This window comes from Flavobacterium xanthum, from assembly GCF_900142695.1.
Lineage (GTDB): Bacteria > Bacteroidota > Bacteroidia > Flavobacteriales > Flavobacteriaceae > Flavobacterium > Flavobacterium xanthum.
In genome coordinates, this window is the sequence record NZ_FRBU01000001.1 from 61,863 (window position 1) to 79,749 (window position 17,887).

13 protein-coding genes are annotated in these 17,887 nt (G+C 36.1%); 3 read left to right on the forward strand and 10 right to left on the reverse strand.

Going from position 1 to position 17,887, the window contains the following annotated elements; all coding sequences use genetic code 11:
- Positions 1 to 17: 17 nt before the first annotated feature.
- Both BUC11_RS00285 and trxB read left to right on the forward strand, forming a co-directional pair.
- Positions 18 to 263: a GIY-YIG nuclease family protein gene (locus BUC11_RS00285; protein WP_066082664.1), complete on the forward strand. Its 246-nt coding sequence runs from the start codon at positions 18 to 20 to the stop codon at positions 261 to 263.
- Between the two features lie 201 nt (positions 264 to 464).
- A complete protein-coding gene (trxB, locus tag BUC11_RS00290) occupies positions 465 to 1,412 on the forward strand; it encodes a thioredoxin-disulfide reductase (protein ID WP_073350718.1) in 948 nt (315 codons plus the stop codon).
- A gap of 126 nt (positions 1,413 to 1,538) precedes the next feature.
- Here the strand turns inward: trxB and BUC11_RS00295 are convergent, their stop codons facing one another.
- From BUC11_RS00295 to BUC11_RS00315, 5 genes are all read right to left on the reverse strand, one after another.
- On the reverse strand, positions 1,539 to 2,372 hold the full coding sequence (locus BUC11_RS00295) for a GIN domain-containing protein (protein WP_073350720.1): 834 nt from the start codon (positions 2,370 to 2,372) through the stop codon (positions 1,539 to 1,541).
- A gap of 83 nt (positions 2,373 to 2,455) precedes the next feature.
- The gene (locus BUC11_RS00300; RefSeq protein WP_073350721.1) at positions 2,456 to 3,196 is read right to left on the reverse strand and encodes a head GIN domain-containing protein; all 741 of its coding nucleotides are present in this window, start codon (positions 3,194 to 3,196) and stop codon (positions 2,456 to 2,458) included.
- A gap of 2 nt (positions 3,197 to 3,198) precedes the next feature.
- Positions 3,199 to 4,935: a PspC domain-containing protein gene (locus BUC11_RS00305; RefSeq protein ID WP_073350723.1), complete on the reverse strand. Its 1,737-nt coding sequence runs from the start codon at positions 4,933 to 4,935 to the stop codon at positions 3,199 to 3,201.
- A gap of 5 nt (positions 4,936 to 4,940) precedes the next feature.
- Positions 4,941 to 5,270 carry a PadR family transcriptional regulator gene (locus BUC11_RS00310; protein ID WP_066081941.1) on the reverse strand — a complete coding sequence of 110 codons (330 nt, stop codon included), beginning with the start codon at positions 5,268 to 5,270 and terminating at the stop codon, positions 4,941 to 4,943.
- Between the two features lie 332 nt (positions 5,271 to 5,602).
- Complete coding sequence (locus BUC11_RS00315) at positions 5,603 to 6,058, reverse strand: DUF4870 domain-containing protein (RefSeq protein WP_073350726.1); 456 nt, start codon at positions 6,056 to 6,058, stop codon at positions 5,603 to 5,605.
- 319 nt (positions 6,059 to 6,377) lie between these two features.
- Between BUC11_RS00315 and BUC11_RS00320 the strand changes: the two genes are divergently transcribed.
- A complete protein-coding gene (locus tag BUC11_RS00320) occupies positions 6,378 to 6,830 on the forward strand; it encodes a DUF4442 domain-containing protein (protein ID WP_073350728.1) in 453 nt (150 codons plus the stop codon).
- 101 nt (positions 6,831 to 6,931) lie between these two features.
- On the opposite strand, the gene BUC11_RS00325 is transcribed toward BUC11_RS00320, so the two are convergent.
- The 5 genes from BUC11_RS00325 to BUC11_RS00345 form a co-directional block, all read right to left on the reverse strand.
- Entirely contained in the window at positions 6,932 to 7,141 is a 210-nt protein-coding gene (locus BUC11_RS00325) for a hypothetical protein (protein ID WP_073350730.1), read from the reverse strand.
- A 139-nt stretch (positions 7,142 to 7,280) separates the two neighbouring features.
- Positions 7,281 to 12,053: a LamG-like jellyroll fold domain-containing protein gene (locus BUC11_RS00330; protein WP_073350732.1), complete on the reverse strand. Its 4,773-nt coding sequence runs from the start codon at positions 12,051 to 12,053 to the stop codon at positions 7,281 to 7,283.
- Between the two features lie 311 nt (positions 12,054 to 12,364).
- The gene (locus BUC11_RS00335; protein WP_073350734.1) at positions 12,365 to 15,922 is read right to left on the reverse strand and encodes a T9SS type A sorting domain-containing protein; all 3,558 of its coding nucleotides are present in this window, start codon (positions 15,920 to 15,922) and stop codon (positions 12,365 to 12,367) included.
- 161 nt (positions 15,923 to 16,083) lie between these two features.
- On the reverse strand, positions 16,084 to 16,812 hold the full coding sequence (locus BUC11_RS00340) for a glycine-rich domain-containing protein (protein ID WP_073350736.1): 729 nt from the start codon (positions 16,810 to 16,812) through the stop codon (positions 16,084 to 16,086).
- Positions 16,813 to 17,376: 564 nt separating this feature from the next.
- Positions 17,377 to 17,781 carry a hypothetical protein gene (locus tag BUC11_RS00345; RefSeq protein WP_073350739.1) on the reverse strand — a complete coding sequence of 135 codons (405 nt, stop codon included), beginning with the start codon at positions 17,779 to 17,781 and terminating at the stop codon, positions 17,377 to 17,379.
- Between the last annotated feature and the right edge of the window lie 106 nt (positions 17,782 to 17,887).

Sequence of the window (17,887 nt, forward strand, 5' to 3'; positions counted from 1 at the left end):
TTTTTTATTTTACAGCTATGTACATTGTCTACATAATTCAGAGTGAAACTTCTTTTAAATACTACACGGGTCAAACGCATGACCTTGCCGATAGATTATACCGACATAATTCTGGCTTTAGTTTGTCTACAAAATCTGGAATGCCATGGATTTTGATTTATCAAGTTGAACATTCAACACGTTCAGAGGCTATGATTTTAGAAAATAAAATAAAAAAAAGAGGCGCGAAAAGATATTTAGAAGATCTTGGTTTTTTTAAATAAATGTTTGGTAGCTCGGATGTAGCGTCCCGCATAGGCGGGAAGGCCGCAGGTTCGAATCCTGCCACCCCGACAATAAATCCTTTCTGTAGTAGTACAGAAGGGATTTTTTTATTACCAAATAATTAAAACTGATACTACAACGTCCTTTGTACCGTAATTATATCCTATTTTTGCACGGTAAAAATTATAATTCACATCATTATGTCTGATACAATCGAAAAAATTAAATGTCTTATTATAGGTTCTGGTCCTGCAGGTTATACTGCTGCTATTTACGCCGCCAGAGCAAATATGTTTCCGGTTTTATACCAAGGAATGCAGCCTGGAGGCCAACTAACAACAACTAATGAAGTAGAAAACTGGCCAGGGAATCCTGAAGGAATAACGGGGCCTGAAATGATGGTTGGGTTACAAGCCCAAGCGCAGCGTTTTGGGACTGATGTTCGTGATGGTTGGGCTACAAAAGTTGATTTCTCTGGAGATGTTTTCAAAGTTTGGATCAATGATGTAAAAGAATTGCATTGCGAAACAGTAATTATTTCTACTGGAGCTTCGGCTAAATATTTAGGGTTGCCTTCTGAGCAACACTATTTAAAAATGGGAGGTGGAGTGTCGGCTTGTGCGGTATGTGACGGTTTTTTCTATAGAAATCAAGAGGTAGTAATCGTTGGAGCTGGAGATTCAGCTTGTGAAGAGGCACACTATTTATCTAAATTGTGTAAAAAAGTAACGATGCTAGTGCGTAGTGAAAAATTCAGAGCTTCTAAAATTATGGAAGAGCGCGTTCGCAAAACAGAGAATATTACCATTTTGATGAATCATGACACGATCGAAGTTTTAGGAGATGAACAAGTTGTTACTGGTGTAAAAGCACTTAATAAAACGACAAATGAAACTTTTGAAATTGAAGCCACTGGTTTCTTTGTCGCTATTGGCCATAAACCAAATACTGATATTTTCAAAAAATACATCTCCTTAGATGAAACAGGATATATTGTTAATACTCCGGGAAGTTCTAAAACAAATGTGGAAGGTGTTTTCGTAGCCGGTGATGCTGCAGATCATGTGTATCGTCAGGCAATAACTGCTGCAGGTACAGGCTGTATGGCTGCTCTTGATGCGGAAAGATATTTAGCTGCTAAAGAATAATTATAGTTAGATAAGTTACATTGAAAAAGTCCCATTTGCCATAGCAAGTGGGACTTTTTGTTGGTTATTATATATAGTATCAATCCAGTTTTTCTCCCGCTCCTTTGGAGAGGGTCGGGGAGAGGATTATTTCAATTTCTTAATCAATTTTGCTTCATCAGCAAATTTTCGTATTTCAATTTTTGGAGAACCAAGTAATTGGATTTCTGATTTATTAGCAGCATCAATAATCACGGTAGTTTCCACAAATAAACTACAGTTGGTATAACTTTCGGAGGTAATATCTGCATTTTTTGTTGTGAACTTATTTCCGGTAAATGAGGCATTATTGTCCAATCGCAGCATCGCATTTACAGCGGTACCTTCAAGTGTAGCATCTGATTTTTGGTACAAATCTATTTTCAAATCAGTAGTGTTAACTAAGGCTTTCAACGATGAATTTTTGCTTAATTCGAGGATTGTATTTTCTGATTTTAAATTCAATTCTGTTTTTGATTTATCGTCTGCCTGAAGTAAGAAATCCTTGGTATTGACATTCAAAAATAATTTGGACTCATCATGTGCTTTTAGTGTAATGGTATTCAGTAAAAGTTCTTGTATCGCATTAACGGTCGCTTCATCTTTTGCCGTAATGAGATTTAAATCTTTGGTATAGGTCACTCTGACTATTATTTTTTTGTAATTTGTAGCTTGCTGTGTGGTATAAATGCGCAATGTGTTATCACTTAAATCCAATGAAATAATATCGTGCAGGTTGTCATCGGCCTCGATTTTTAGTTCCGTTTTTTCTCCCCTTTCTAGATGTACCTCCAGGTTGTCCTCGACTAGTAATGCTTCAAAATTGCCAACGGCTCTCTGCTCAACAGTTACTGTTTTTGATCCTTTTATTTTTTCTTTTTTCTGCGCGAATAGTAAGGTAGTAAATAAGACGAATAGGAGTACAGCGGTATGTTTTTTCATGATAAGTTGAATTAGAGTCCGTACAAATATAAAAAAATCATCCACTTGTGATGGATGATTTTTTAATTTAATATGGGGCTGTCTTATTGTTGATTGATGCTGCCACCAGAACTTATATTTTTCTGCACTGTTTTTGGTTGGACGTTATAGATAATAGTACCTCCGCTAGACGCTTCGGCATCCAAGCTAACAATAGGGTGAACAGTGGTATTGGCTCCGCTTGAAACATCGGAAATAATTGTATTAGCTAATAAATCATCGGCATTGATTGCACTTCCGCTTGATGCGGTAGTTCTCATTTGTAGCGCTTTTCCATTGATTGTGATACTGCTTCCGCTGCTAGCATCACAGTTGATATCATCGGATTCGATATTCAGGTCGATCGTCCCTCCACTAGAAGTGTTGAGTCGGATATTTTCTCCTTTTAATGTATTCCTACTGGTAATGGTAGCGTTGCTTGTGGCTTCTAGCTCATCTATCAAAGGCATTTTAACCGTCACTTTTTTGGAACCGGTATTGATAAAATAATTTTTGTCACAAGAAATAATCAGGGTTCCATTTTTAACTTTCGTAGTGATGTGTTTTTGTAAATTATCATCTGCCTCCACAACTATTTCTGTTTTATCAGCTTGTACAATAACTACATCAATGCCATTGTTAACCTCTATGCTCTTGAAATCATCTTCAACATTTCTTTTCTCGGTTGTGACATTTCCGCTTCCTTCTATTGAATTCAAATTAATGGAGTGATTGCACGAAGCGAATAACAAAGCTGTTAACGCTATTACAATAAACTTGGTGATTAAGGTGATGATTTTTAACATGACTAATTCGTTTTAATGATTATCCCGTCTTTATTTATTTTTAATTCTTTACGATTCTTTTTTGAATTAATTAAAGTATCATTCGTTACAGAAACTCCGTTTTCATTGATAGTAACTGACGTTTCAATGCTGTCATTTTCAGTAGTAGCACCCACGTCATTATACTCGTTTTCATCTGCGGGACAATTTAAACATTTTATTTGAGAATTTTCTACTTTATAAATGTAATTATCTGAACTGTAGTGTAAATTGAAATATTCATCATCTGATCTATCGTAATTTTGTACACTAGAATCCACTTTCAGTAGCAATCCTTCTGGTACAAATAATGTTATTTCAATCTCTTGGTCTCTGTATTTGTTTTTTAATTCAGTTAGTAAATAATTATCTAAAATCAATTGGTTGCCAATAATTTTGTAACTGTATTTAATTTGTTCGGCTCTTTGTTTTGCATCAGATAAGGATTTTCCTCTAGCCTCTTTTTCAATTTGGATATAAGGTGCTTTCTCCTCTGTTTTTTCAATTTTAAAACTAACTTCATTTGAATAAATGATATCGTTTCCGGTTGAATCTTGGGTTACCATGAAATCATTACGGTCTTCTACATTTTTAGCAAAATAATCATTGTGTTTGAAGGCAATGAAAAGCGTGTCATTAGGCATCAAATTAATGGTTTCTTTTTTGACTACTCTACCATCAATCGCAAAAGCAGAGGCTTGTTTTATTCCAATCGAAATTAAGAGCGCTATTGCAATGATCCATAGGGCTAACAACGTGTATTTTGCTATATTTCCAATGGATTTTATGTTAGGTGATACTAATTTAAATCCTAAAAGTATTAAGAAAAAGTTTGGAATTCCCACCGCAGTAACTACTAATACTCCAAAAAACCAAATGGGATAATCAGTGAAGTTTCCAGATTCAATAAATTGATGAAAAGGAAAGCTACTGAAGTTGGCAGAACCCAAAGTCAATGCACCAATTAGGAAAACGATTATCATCGCTAAACCGGATAGGATTAAAATGATACCTAAAAATTTCGCAAAAACCTTAAAAACAGTAATAATAAAATCACCGAAAGAGCTTCCTATTTTGCCAGCACCTGTTTTTATTTGATTGCCGTATTTATCGTAGTCCGCATTTTTAATTTTGTCGGAAACATTCTCAAATTCTTCCCGAACTTTTTTTTCGATATTTGAAATCGTCACGGGTTCTCCCGTCATTTCTAGTTTTTCTGAGGTAGTCACCGCTTCTGGAGTTACAATCCAAAGAATGATGTAAGCCAGGATTCCAGTTCCAAATCCAGCAAAAACTAATAAGATAAGTACGATTCTGATCCACACAGCATCTACGCCAAAGTAATGTCCTAATCCAGCCGAAACTCCACCAATCATCCCTTTTTCTCTGTCACGGTATAGTTTTTTTGTTCTTCGGCTAGCAGTGCTGTACGCAGTATTTGCTTCTTTAAAATCATCTTCAATGATATAGTCTTCTGGTTGTCCCATTACGGCAATCACTTCATCTACATCTTTCAACCCAATAACATACTTATCGGTTTTTTGCTTGTCATGCAATAATTCCGAAACGCGCATTTCAATATCTTTTATGATTTCATCATGACCAGATGAGTTGGATAAAGAACGTTTTATGGCGTCAAAATAGCGGGTCAATTTTTGGTATGCGTCTTCATCTATGTGAAAAAACATGCCGCCTAGATTTATATTTACTGTTTTGTTCATGACTATTATTTTTGGTTGGTTATTAGGTTTACGGCATCTGATAATTCAGTCCAGGTGCTATTTAGTTCATTTAAAAAAGTTTGTCCAATTTCGGTCAGGCCGTAATATTTTCTCGGTGGTCCTGAGGTCGATTCTTCCCAACGGTAGTTGAGTAATCCATCATTTTTCAATCGGGTTAAGAGAGGATAAATCGTTCCTTCCACGACTAATAATTTTGCGTTTTTCAAAGTGTCTAATATTTCCGATGTGTAGGCATCTTTTTCTTTCAATACAGATAAGATGCAAAACTCGAGAACACCTTTGCGCATCTGGGCTTTTGTGTTTTCAATGTTCATAATTCCTTTTTTTTGATTTTGTGTTGATTAAACAGTTCATTTTTTGATTGATTTATTTTATTTGGAGCTTATTCCTGCTTTCCACTTTATCTTTACTTGCTTAAAGAAAGCAAGTAAAGGATGCCGTTGCAATCAGGGCTAGTTCGTTCGCTTTGTGTATTACGTTTATTCTCTTTTAATCTCTTTAGCTTTAATTCCTCGAAGCGCTGTTTGGTTTTTTTAGCCAAAGATTCACAGATTTTCAATACTCTTTTTTAATTTGTGAATCTGTGGCTGTTATTTTGCTAATACCTATGGGACTCTACCTCGAGATAATTTGTTCGGATTAGGTCTTATTTAAGGAACGGAATCGTTATTGGATATTTGTATTTTTCTCCATTTAATGTTTTGATTGAAGCATAAATGATTAAAAAGAATTCAGCCACTTTCAAAAGTCCAAAAATTAAAACACAAATTATTCCCAAGGTTAGTGCTCCAATATTATTCTCAAAGTTGAAATTTGAATAAGTAAATTCATGGTCGTGCATCAACGTGTTAAGGGGCATATCCTTAAATACAGAAATAAGAAATGAAGGAATTGCAATCGTAATTAGCAACAAAGAGTATAACAATAAGCTCAATTGAAAGTTAAGCACTTGTTTGCCGTGATGATCCACAAATTCAGAGTCGTCCTTTTTTGTACTCCATAATATAATTGGAAAAATATAATTTCCAAACGGAATAAAATATTGAGTCAAGGTACTCAAGTGAGTAAAAGTGGCGATGTTTTTTTCAGTAGTGGTTTCCATTTTTTTTGATTTTGATGATGATTGAAACTGGTTAACTATAAAAGCATTTAGGCTACATAGTAATTTCTTATACAAATATATATCTAAAAGACAGTATCTTGTTTCGCATAGTACCAAATATTAACATAAAATTAACAAATTAATTTAATAGGCACGCATAGTATTTTTTTGTATTTTAGCAAAAAACCCAGTGATATTGAACTCGCCGTATTCAATCCCGAAGTTTCGGGACATAAAAAAATAAGCAACAATGGTGATGCCCTATTGCTTCGCCTGTTCGCTGTCGTTCGAGTCCAATAAAAAAAAATAGTAGCTACATATGAAACTTACAGCATCAAAACTTAATAATTTTCTATTGTTCAAATTACCGTCGGCATTTATTTGTGGGGTGCGCGTAAAAACAATTGATGAGAACCAATGTGTGGTTTCGGTGAAGCACCGTTGGATCAACCAAAATCCATTTAACTCCATGTATTTTGCGGTGCAAGCTATGGCTGCGGAACTTTCTACGGGAGCTTTGGTCATGTTTCAAATTCAAAAAAGCGGTCGGAAGATCTCCATGCTGGTCGCCAACAACAAAGGTAATTTTACCAAAAAAGCTACGGGAAGAATCACTTTTACCTGCAAGGACGGGCATTTAATAGAAAAAGCGATTCAAGAAACTATTGCCACTGGAGAAGGGCAAACCTTTTGGATGAAATCCATAGGAACCGATGAAAAGGGAATACAAGTTTCCGAAATGGATTTTGAATGGAGTGTAAGGGTAAAATAAAAACAGTTTCCAAAAGAATATATAACTAGAAAACGCCTCTTACTGATGTAAAGAGGCGTTTTCGTTTGTATCAAATTCAAATGCAATAAATCAACTTTTAGTTAGCAAGCCGTTTTGCACGTTTTACCTTCCGCCTTGCATTTAGCTTTACACTTAGCCACTTCTGCAGCAGTCATAGTTTTAGCTTTCGTGTCTTTATTGGCACAACAAGATTCTTTTTTTGCTTTTTCTTTTGCGACAGCTTTTACTTCCTGAGCATTAACGCTTAGGGTAAGGAATGCGATTGCTACAAATGTTACAATTTTTTTCATTTTATACTGTTTAATTGGTTTTCTTTCTTTTGATATTATCTCAAATTTCTGACCAAATATATATAATAATTCAAATTAATCTTTAATATTTGGATTAATATTTACTTAAGTGCCTTGATTTTGCTCCTAAATAAACCTGTTATTTAATGATTATTTTTCTGCTTAAAACTCCTGTCGATGTTTTAAGTTTTGCAATATAAACGCCAGTGCTCATTTTTTTGACAGGAAGCTGAATATTTTCCTGACCTTGGTTTTCAATTTCCCAATTGGCAACTGCTTGTCCCAATATATTGAATAAGGTAACTTCTTGAACTGTTGTATCCAGCAATTTATTATGGATTACAAGTGAATTTCTATTTTGTGAATAGAGGAATGTAAGGTCATTTTCATTTTTAATTTGTTCAGTTGTTCCTAGCGTTTTATCTTTGAAACGCAATGAAAAACGGCTGTGGAATTCCCCTTCTGGAAGCGTAATTTCAAAAGTTTCGTTCCGGATGTTATGGTACATTTTAGTTTCGTCATCATACACAAAAATGGGTTGGTTTGTTTCAAAATTCTCAATAGCATCTATCATGAATTTTACGGACCCTTCACGATCTGTTTTTACGCCAATAGGGTAGGAGGACTCGCGATCAAAGAAGCCTTCGCCTTGAATGACCAATTGCTCTGCACCGTTTAGAAAATACATGTCAGTAGGAAAATCGTCTAGAATATAGCCGTCATAACCATAATCAATTGCACTCGTTGCTTTTTCCTGCATGAAGGCCAGCAATACTTGGCGGTGAAAATTAGATGCCGAATTGAAACCCAAGCGGATTCTTTTTAGGGTATCTTTTATTACGGGATCATTAGCATTTGTATCCCATGAATTTTCTTCTTTTGTTTTAGCTTTATTTTTGAAAAGAGTGTTGGATGTAGCGTCCGTTTCTCTTTGGAATGTTCGTTGACTATTATTAAAAATAACAGCACCGCCACCCCCAGTTTTTCCATAGACAAAAAATCCTTGCCCAACGGGAATGTGCTGCTTTGGAATTTTAGTACTCAAACCTACACCGCTAATCAAGTCTGGAACTACGGGAGGCAAGCCTCCTGATAAATTGAGCATGGCATATCCGCCTAAATACTCTTTGAGAACATGGGAATTGTTACTAGAGGAATGTTCCCAGAAATAAATGGTTCCGTCTAAACCCGTGTCTTGCGGTCGGTCTACTGAATTCAGATTGTCATTTATAAACGCATACGCATCTAAAGCGGATGGGTATGGGTTTCCAGTAAGCAATAATTGCTCCGCGCTAACGGTATTGGTTAGAATAGTTCCATTATTAGGTTTTCCTACAAAGGTATAATTTTGAGTTCCAGAGACTGCTCCGTCGCCTTTTAAGGTAAATCCTTGACCTACTCGCAACGGACTTGTTTCATTTATTTGTACCCAATTTGCGTAAGCGCTTGCATAGTTGTCAAACTTATAAAGCCAGTAGCGGGCCAGACTAATTGGACTTGTAGGAGCACCGTTATATCCACTTATCCACGAAATATTTGCTGGTGCTGCAGGGTTAGTTCCGTCTTTAAAAACGCTATTTACACTATAGTCTGTATTGTTAGTAACAGTACTTATTGGGCTTACTGGTGAACTCCAATAGTTGTAATTGTACAAGTTAGATTGTCCTTGCTGATCTCGTTCTATTGATCCAGCACTGGCTACGTCTAAATCGCTCTCCGTTGTTTGGACTAATTGTGACATACCTGCAAGATCAATAGAACCATCTAATTTCAGATACCAGTCATTCTGTATTTTGGTATCGTTATTCATCACAATTTTCTTTCCAGAATCTACCATCATTCCTAAATCAATGTTGTTGGCCGTTTCGGTAATGTCATGCTGCACTTTTACAATGGACCAGTCCTGCTCCATAATGTCATTTCCTATGATTTCTTTGGTAGGGCTATTTACTGCTTCGGCAAACCTACCTGTTCGTTCCGTTAAAAAAGGCATGGGTGCTTGTTGCTGATAAATGTTTTTGTGATTGTAAATTTTAGTGCCGCTGACATCAATTGCAGGTGTTGATAAGTCATCAATAATGTCATCTTTATAATAATCCATTCTGTAATAGCGGAGCAGATTGGCAAAAGGCAGTGTAGCAGGAGTGGAGGCAATATTTTTAGGAATACTACTGCCTCTAATTTCTGAACCAAAGTTCTCGATTTCTTGATAAACCATTCTTTGTAAATGTGAAGCCGTCAGCGCCACATTAAAAACGCGTATCTCGTCTATTTTTCCTTTTAAATAACTGCTGTTTGCTAGGGGGTCTTTACCTAAAGTCAGCAGTGATGCGTCCGCTGCGATGCTTCCCGTTTTAGTTTGGGTTGCCACCAAAGCACCATTAAGATACAGTTTTATTGTACTGCTATCATAAACGGCAGCGACATGGTACCACCGAGAACTGTTTAGTGCTGTAGCATAAGTTACCAAAGTGCCATTCACGACGGCTTCTAGTTTTTTCGCAGCAGAAACTCTAATTTGGAACTTATCCTGACCCACAACTACCCCAGCAGTTGAAAAAGTTGAATTTAAATTAATCCATCCCATCAGCGTGGCACTACCTAAACCGCCAAGAATCGACGTGCTTTGCCCGTAATCGTTTCGACCGTCAAAGTCCAGAAATAATTTGGTACGAAGGTCTCTTGGAGAACCAAATTGCGCTGTATTAGTGTCAAAGTTGTCTAGAATACCATCTTTATCTACATCAGCAGTTCCGTCAATACTACCGTTGTTATCAGCGTCCAAGGTTTTATAAGTATAGAGCAGCAAGTTGTTGGCAATATCAAAGGTCAGTCCGTTGGATTTTACATCAATATAGTTCGGAATTCCATCGCCATCGGTATCGAGAAGATAATTCAGAAAAGGAGCCACTGTACTTCCTTGTCCTAAATTGCCATATTGATTCAGGCCTGTACCATAATCATAAATATCCAGTATTCCATCACCAAAAAGTTCATTGATTCCATTGCCATCCGTGTCTTTGCTTCTAAAAGTTTCCGTATCTAATCCGTCTCCAGTACCATCGCCATTAATGTCTCCATCCCCGTTGATGAATCCTGCAACCGCATTTGAATTCCCTGCACCCGATTCGTCTACATCAAAAAGACTATCGTTGTCACTGTCTAAATCTAAGTAGTTTGGAATTCCGTCTCCATCAGAATCTAGTGCTGGCAGCATGGCGATAGCCTCCGCATTGTCGTGCAGTCCATTGCCGTTTGCGTCTGCCCATGCGGTAGCTATTTTTCCTTGACCACCGCTCAAGTGGGCTAAACCAACTTCGATTACATCTTCAATTCCATCATTATCGGAGTCTAAATCAAATACATCAGCAACGCCATCGCGGTCTAAATCACACAACGTTTGTGAAATTAAAATATCATCTAAAGCCAAATCATTACCGCCACCTCCAGGGGCATTATTTTTGAAACGGATGGTAAAGGCATTGATATTTCCTAAGTTGACACTGGTGGTAAATTGTTTCCAAACTCCTTGAGCGCAACTGTTATCTGTGGTGCTTCCAGAACATCTCCCAATGTCTCCTGTGTTGAATGACGTTAGAAAATTATTTGACAAATCATAAAATTCAACAGTAATGTTGGGTAAAATAGAATTAGGAAACGTATTTTTTGCCATGATATTTAAGGCCCAAAAACTGTAGGTTATTGGTAAATTAGACAAAACGCCGGTGATGGTGGTTTCATAAAAAATACCTGGAGTAAAACTGGCATTAAAAACGGCCATTCTACCATTAACGTCCCCTGGGGTATGATCTTCTCCATTGTACCAAGCTAAATCGCCGTGAATATTTTCAGGATCGCCGGCTGTTGTCCCCGTTATTTTAGAGACCACGGTGTATTCACCGTCATCCAATATTTTACTGGATTGAAAAGGACATTGGGTTGTATTCGGCCCAGCAATTCCATCCTCGTAGCAATAGGTTGTTGTGGCATTATAGGCGGCCGTAAAGCTGGCAGTTCTTCCTCCTGTGCCAAAGGTTTCATTTAGGAATTTGTAGGCTACTTTAGTACCATTTGCATTGTTACAATTTAGTTCTTCGGTAGCATCTAGTATACCATCATTGTCATCATCTATATCAAAATTATCATAAATACCATCGCCATCACTATCAAAAAAAGTTTGGATTCCTGTTCCTTGGATCGAATAATTATACGGATTTTCATCAATGTCATTATTTACTATCGAAAGGGCAGCCGTTTTTAAACCGAGGGTGTCTGGGTCAAAACGAACCGAAAAGCTACTGCTTCCTCCAGCGGGAATTATAGCATTTGGACTCGTAGCAAGTGTGAAATTAGCCGCATTAGCTCCTGAAATTGTGATAGCTCCTATGGATAAATCAGCCGTACCCGTATTTTGAATGGTGTAGGTTTTAATGATGGCTCCCGTGCTGGTTTCCATAGATCCAAAATCGGTCCAATCCGTACTCGTTGGAGTAGTGTCCCCGTCGACTATAGTCGCCGCATTACCCAAAATAGTGATCTCGGGATCAGCATAAGTCTTTAATATGGGGCTTGGAACTAAAAGTAGTTCGTTTTTATTGTCTGTTGCGGATTGGTGTGAATTACGGGCTCCTTCCGTTGCAATAACAACAGCACTTGGATCTGATTTTTTTTTAGTTTTCCAATGGTCTGTTGCAGTAGGAGCGATAGTGTTGTTCGTATTCTCAATTGCAATGCCATTTGCATTTGGCTTAAAGCACGAACCACCACCGAATGTTTCGATCGAACGGGTACTGATTCTAGTTTGCACAACAAAAGATTCTGATAAAATAAATGTTTGTAGTTGCGTAAATCCTAGAAACGGAAGGAGGATACATACCAATGTTGCATAAAGCTTTAGAGTAGTTTTTTTCATAATTTACTCACTGTATTTAATTAATTATGGGTCAAGTAACGAGGTCAAGTAAAAATAAATCTTCAAAAAAGACCTATTTTGTAGCTCGAAATTAAACTTATAATTTAAATAAATCAGATGAAGTACCTATAAAATCGATTAAAAGCATAAAAAAGTAAAAAATGTAAGTATATAATTATTTTAAAATAAAAATTTAAAAATGATTTTTTGCAGTGCACTTTCATAAATCCTCCCTTCACTTGATTTTGTAGGATCAAAAAAAAACTTCCCGATGAAGAGAAGTTTTTATGATGGTAAAAAGGCAATTTAAATTACTTAATAATAATTTTCTTGCTTATATTTCCTTTGGTTGTTTTGAGTTTTACGATGTATACGCCTGAAGATATGCTTGGAACTTGAATCTTTATATTTGTTTGTTCTTTATCAGTAATCTTCCAGTTTGAAATTGATTTTCCTTGAATGTCGTAAAGAGATACGGATTCTATCGTATTGTCTGCCGTTTTATTGGCAATATTCAAAATTTTAGTGGATTGCGTGTATTGAATAATAATTGTATTTTCATTGGTAAGGTCATTAATTGCAAGACTTTTATCAGTGAAGCGGAGTACAAAACGTTCCTCAAAATCACCAATTTCTGTTTGAAAAACATACGGTGTATCTTTTAAATCATGGATAATCCCTAATTCCTTATCTTCTAAAAGAATATTTTGATTGACAAAGAGCCCGTCTAAATGGTCAATTCTTACAGATAGTTTTCCTGAAATTTCAGAATAGTAGCCTAGTAAAACCCGATCGTTTTCATCAAATGGCAATGCACGCCCTTGAATGGTTAATTGTGCTTCAGGTATGATGGAATGGAAGCCAACATTATTTCCGCCGAAGGATTCTCCATCAAAACTCCTGTCCAAACCTTGCGTGGCACCCTCAATATACCCTACAAGTATTTGACTGAAAGCGCCCGAGTTATTAGTTAAGTTCAACCAGATACGGTGTCTCTCTATATCTGAAACATTTTTTGGAATTGCTTCGTTTTTTTGGTTTTTATTCATTTTGAAGAAATCACCATTCTTTCCTTCTACACCTACTCGCATACTATTATTGAAAGTTGCGAATTGTATAGTTCCATTATTGGCTGTACCAGTAGCTGCTTTGACAAAGAAGGCTTGACCCGACGCTATATATCCTGATGGCGGAGAACCACCAGTTGAAGCTGCTGCCGTCGCTGTGCCTCCAGACTTATTGAATGCGGCATAATCAGAATCTGTATAGTTTAATCCATAATCGCCATAGAAAGGATCTGGATATGAATTGGCCGGCAACGTATTGTGAGTCCATAAATATAGAGTTCCATCGATGATGTCGATATTAGAAGCCAAATTCAAAAATGTTGTAGCGTTAAGTGCTGATGGGTAAGGATTTCCAATTAGGTTCCATTCATCATCTTCAGCATTATCTAATACAACTGTGCCAATTAATTTCCCCTTTTTTATAGGTGCTGTTATATCACCATTATTTGGTGTACCAAAAAAAGTTGCAGTATAAGATACTTTACTAGATGAACTGTAAGAATTAGGAGCTTTCACAATATAGCCCTTTGTTGGATCCATTTTAGAGGACGTAGTTTCACTTTTCCAATTACCAGGACCATCAGAAATAGTTGGTTCCCAGCTAAACATCAAAGTACTATCAGGTGATAATAAGCCTAAAGTAAAGTTAGACGCAAAAGTAACAGGTGAATTCCAATAGGTATAATCTAGATTGAACATTGGTTTACTAATTCTTTCCATAGTAACAATACCTTCATTAGTTACATTATCTATTTGTATTAAGCTTGAATTATTTTTAATATTAAAAGTACCACCTGCGTTTACAGTTGTAGCTTCTTTAATAGTCAAAGTTTTTCCAGATTGAATTTCTAGTTTTCCCCCATTTTTAATTAATAAATTTTTACCATTTCCATCTTCTCCAGTACTTAATAAGGATTGATTCGTTGTCAAAGGTATTACTATACATGTACTTATATCGGGGATGCCGGCAGGTAACCAGTTATTAACGTTATTCCAGTCATTACTTGTTCCTTGCCAAGTTTTAGTTTTATTATAAATAGTAATCAATTTAGATATAGGACAACCATTTCCTAAAGTGGCAGTCGCCGTAAATGACCAAGTAGCAGTAGTAATTTGTGATCCAGATGGCCTTACATAAATACTTGATACTGATTGATTTGTGTAGGGTACAGTGCATGCCAAATCTGTAAATGCAGTAACTGTGCCTCCGCTCCAAGTAAAAGTGGTGTTTAGTGGTCTCGTTCCGTATACTTGAACATCATCTAAGGCCCATCCATCACAAAAAGCAGAGCCTTGTAATTGATATCTAAATCTAAATAGTACAGAGGGCAACCCAGCATAGGAACTAACGTTGATAACTACGTCATTGAATTGTCCAGCAAATCCTTGATTAGAAACATACTGTCTTAAGTTTGTCCAGACTATTCCACCATCTGTTGAAACATCTACATCAGCAAACTGTAACTCCTCTCCATCATAGTATGAAAAATAATGTCTAAAACTTAAATATAAATCTGAATATGCAGTAGTATTTAAAACTTTTGTTCTAATTTGAGTATCTTTTGGTACAGGTGCAGCGAAATCTGAAACTGCTAATGCAAATTTATTACCAATTGTTCTGGATGTAATTGCAGGTTTCCAAACTGACCCAGAAGGGACATATGGACTAGTTCTATTTGTCCACTGACTATTTACATCTGCAACACCATTTGTTCTAGTTAAAACCCCAAATCCAGTGCCTTCAAAATTTTCATTCACTAAATAATCGATTACAAGATCACCAAGTGCTGCGATTGTTACTATATTATTCTCTCCACATACCTCAGGTGTTGAAGGAGAAACAGTAATAGTTGTAGTTGGTTTTATTATCGCTTTTACTTCTGTCCGGTACCTTGATTCGCATGTCCCATTCCAAGCTGTAGCATAATAACTTGTATTACTTGATATTGATGGTGTAGTCCATGAAGTAGTTTCCGAAGTTCCAATCAATACCCCTCCAGTTCTTGCGCTGTAGTAACGATATTGAGTAGTTCCTGCTGATCCGTTTGCTGTAAGAACAACTGTACCGCTGTCACATCTGTTACCATCAACTACGCTTGTTATGTTTACTGTGCAATCAGCAACAACTATTAAGCTATAGTCTTCAGTTTCTCCAGTAGCTAAGTTTCCACATGGTCCAAAAGTTTGAGATGCTTCAAATGATCTCATTCGTATTCTATAATTTCTTGGTGGAGTTGTAGAGGGAATTACAAAACCAGCTGAACCAGCAATTGTTAGTATTCCACCAGTTGTATAAACTAATTCTGGAGCTGCATCTGTAAATATGCCATCGTTATTCCAATCTACCCACACTTTAACGAATTGTCGTGAAATGGCTAATTTATAATCTAAAGTTACGCCACCATTAGGGATTTGCGTAACAGGAGGTATAGCAGTATAATCCACATAACCATTTGTAGCTCTACCTGTATTAACATTTGTAATATTTGTAATATAACCTGCCGTAGTTACATTATTAATGTATCTACTGCTATTTGTAGATGTTGAAACACAATAATCAACGGTCCCTGTTTTAATATTTCCCGTTAGAGCGGAAGTAGCTAAATAAAGTGGACCTCCAGAACATAAACTATTAAAAGAGTATATGTAAAAATAATAGGTTGTTGAGCTTGTTAAACCGGCTACATAAAAAGCTGTGTTGGAATCATTATCAACAACAGAATATCCTGTTGCAAGTGTACTGCCAACTGGATAGGTAGTCTGGTTTATTGGTCCGGCAGGAGGTGTAGCTGAAGTGCTCATTACTACTAAGTAATTGCCAATAGCAGGGCTGGCTGCAGTAAATGATCCTGAAATTATAGTTGCTTGCGATGTTAAAACTAATGTGGTAGGTTGAGCTGTTGGAGTTTTACATGGAGGAGTTTCATAGGTAATTCTAATTTCTCCGCGAGCTCCGTATCCTCCTATAGTTGAACAGCCGCAACTTCCACCACCTGTTGCACCACCGCCACCGCCACCGCCCGGGGATGATCCAGGATTTCCTGCATCCGTGCTATTTGAGCTAGGAGAATTTGAATTTGAGCCTCCTGCGCCTCCCGCATTCCCTCCATTCCCCCCTGCAGTTCCATAAATACAAAAGCAGCGGATAATGAAGAGCCTCCTGAAATTATTGTAGTTCCTATACTACCTGTCGTTACAGCTGTTACTACACCTCCATTTGAAGATTTCCCTCCTAATCCTCCATTTGCATTCAGGATTGTATTTGTATTAAACCATGAAGAATCACCTGAATTCCCATTTGCTCCTGATGAAGCCGCTGTAGTTTGAGGTGCAACGTAAAGGTTGTATAATGTGCCTGCAATTACGTTGCTAAAAATACTCCTAACGTAAGTTCCTCCACTTCCTCCAGAACCAGTTACATTTTTTCCACTTGCGCCTCCACCAGAGCCTCCAGCTCCCCATACCTCAACGGTAATTGAACCAGTTACTCCCTCTGGCACGGTCCATGTTCCAGCACCAGTTGTTGAAATGGTTACAGTAGTTATTTGAGCAGATAAATCTAATCCTAATAAAAGAATTGTGAAGAGACTTAAAGAGGTTGCTAAAGATTGGACTTTATGTAGCTTTACTCTTGAGATAGCAAAGAAGGAAAGAGGATTAAATTTTTTTGTTAAACGTAAAGTTTTATTCATATTATGGAGATATATTATTTATCATGGTTTTATTTATAAATTACTAGGTCGCACTTTACTCATCACGCTTTATTCATGAGTTTTAATCCTCAATTAATTAGTGTTTTAACATTGCAACTTAACATTTCAAATGTGTCATATTTTTTAGTACACTATTCTTTTTTTATCGTTTAAAAACTATTATAGTCATTTAAACTCATAAAACCATATTTTTTAGACACTTTTAATCAAAAATGAAGTCGATTGCAAATGCATTATTTTTATTTTCAATACCTTACTTTTAAATCTTTATAATTATGATTTACTTGGTTAATTATAAACGAACATAATTTATTATCGATTGCTGATATCAAATATTTCTGATGATTCCTTTTTTAATAAATAAGAAATTTTGTTAACTGACTTCATTAATAAAGTCAGTGGTTACAATCAACTGGTTTTAAATCCAGTTGGTCATAATTTCAATAAGTATTATAATTATTACCATAATTGTCTTTTTTTTAATTTTTAGTGTTCTGGTTATTAGTTTAGTATTTGTAAAAGCTTTTATCGATATTTAAATTTCTAATTTAATTGAAACTTTTTTGCTTTATATGCGTCCCAGGAATTATCCCAAGCAGCATTCGGTCTTTTTACATCACTTATTCGAGCTGTAAATTCCTGAGGAATCTCATTGTCTGTTTTAAGAACTTGATAGGTGATGCCGTAGGTTAAAAATTTTTGAAATTGTTCTTTGTTAGCGTAGGCTTGGACTTCCAGCTTAGCTTGATCGACGTGTTGATGACTGATAGAAAGAATTTGATTTAATTCTAAAAATTGACTTTGATTATTCGCTTTAAATCTAATAATAACCTCTCCTTTCGAATCTAAATATTTTTGAGCATTTTTTAAAGATTCTTTTGACTGTGCAAAAGAGAATTGGTTCAATAGCAAAATAGTAAATAAAGCTAGAAAGTAATTTTTTTTCATAAAGGATTTGGTTTTGAAGGCCCAAAACTATATCAAATAATTAAAAAAAACAATAAATTTTACGGTATAACGTATTATTTAATCGATTAAAAACACCATGACTACT

What these genes read in the sequence shown, in the direction of transcription:
- BUC11_RS00315 (WP_073350726.1), bottom strand. Translation starts at nt 6,058, where the DNA reads ATGGAAACCACTACTGAAAAAAACATCGCCACTTTTACTCACTTGAGT.
- BUC11_RS00330 (WP_073350732.1), bottom strand. Translation starts at nt 12,053, where the DNA reads ATGAAAAAAACTACTCTAAAGCTTTATGCAACATTGGTATGTATCCTC.
- BUC11_RS00340 (WP_073350736.1), bottom strand. Translation starts at nt 16,812, where the DNA reads ATGAATAAAACTTTACGTTTAACAAAAAAATTTAATCCTCTTTCCTTC.
- BUC11_RS00305 (WP_073350723.1), bottom strand. Translation starts at nt 4,935, where the DNA reads ATGAACAAAACAGTAAATATAAATCTAGGCGGCATGTTTTTTCACATA.
- BUC11_RS00325 (WP_073350730.1), bottom strand. Translation starts at nt 7,141, where the DNA reads ATGAAAAAAATTGTAACATTTGTAGCAATCGCATTCCTTACCCTAAGC.
- trxB (WP_073350718.1), top strand. Translation starts at nt 465, where the DNA reads ATGTCTGATACAATCGAAAAAATTAAATGTCTTATTATAGGTTCTGGT.
- BUC11_RS00295 (WP_073350720.1), bottom strand. Translation starts at nt 2,372, where the DNA reads ATGAAAAAACATACCGCTGTACTCCTATTCGTCTTATTTACTACCTTA.
- BUC11_RS00320 (WP_073350728.1), top strand. Translation starts at nt 6,378, where the DNA reads ATGAAACTTACAGCATCAAAACTTAATAATTTTCTATTGTTCAAATTA.
- BUC11_RS00345 (WP_073350739.1), bottom strand. Translation starts at nt 17,781, where the DNA reads ATGAAAAAAAATTACTTTCTAGCTTTATTTACTATTTTGCTATTGAAC.
- BUC11_RS00300 (WP_073350721.1), bottom strand. Translation starts at nt 3,196, where the DNA reads ATGTTAAAAATCATCACCTTAATCACCAAGTTTATTGTAATAGCGTTA.
- BUC11_RS00335 (WP_073350734.1), bottom strand. Translation starts at nt 15,922, where the DNA reads ATGAGCACTTCAGCTACACCTCCTGCCGGACCAATAAACCAGACTACC.
- BUC11_RS00285 (WP_066082664.1), top strand. Translation starts at nt 18, where the DNA reads ATGTACATTGTCTACATAATTCAGAGTGAAACTTCTTTTAAATACTAC.
- BUC11_RS00310 (WP_066081941.1), bottom strand. Translation starts at nt 5,270, where the DNA reads ATGAACATTGAAAACACAAAAGCCCAGATGCGCAAAGGTGTTCTCGAG.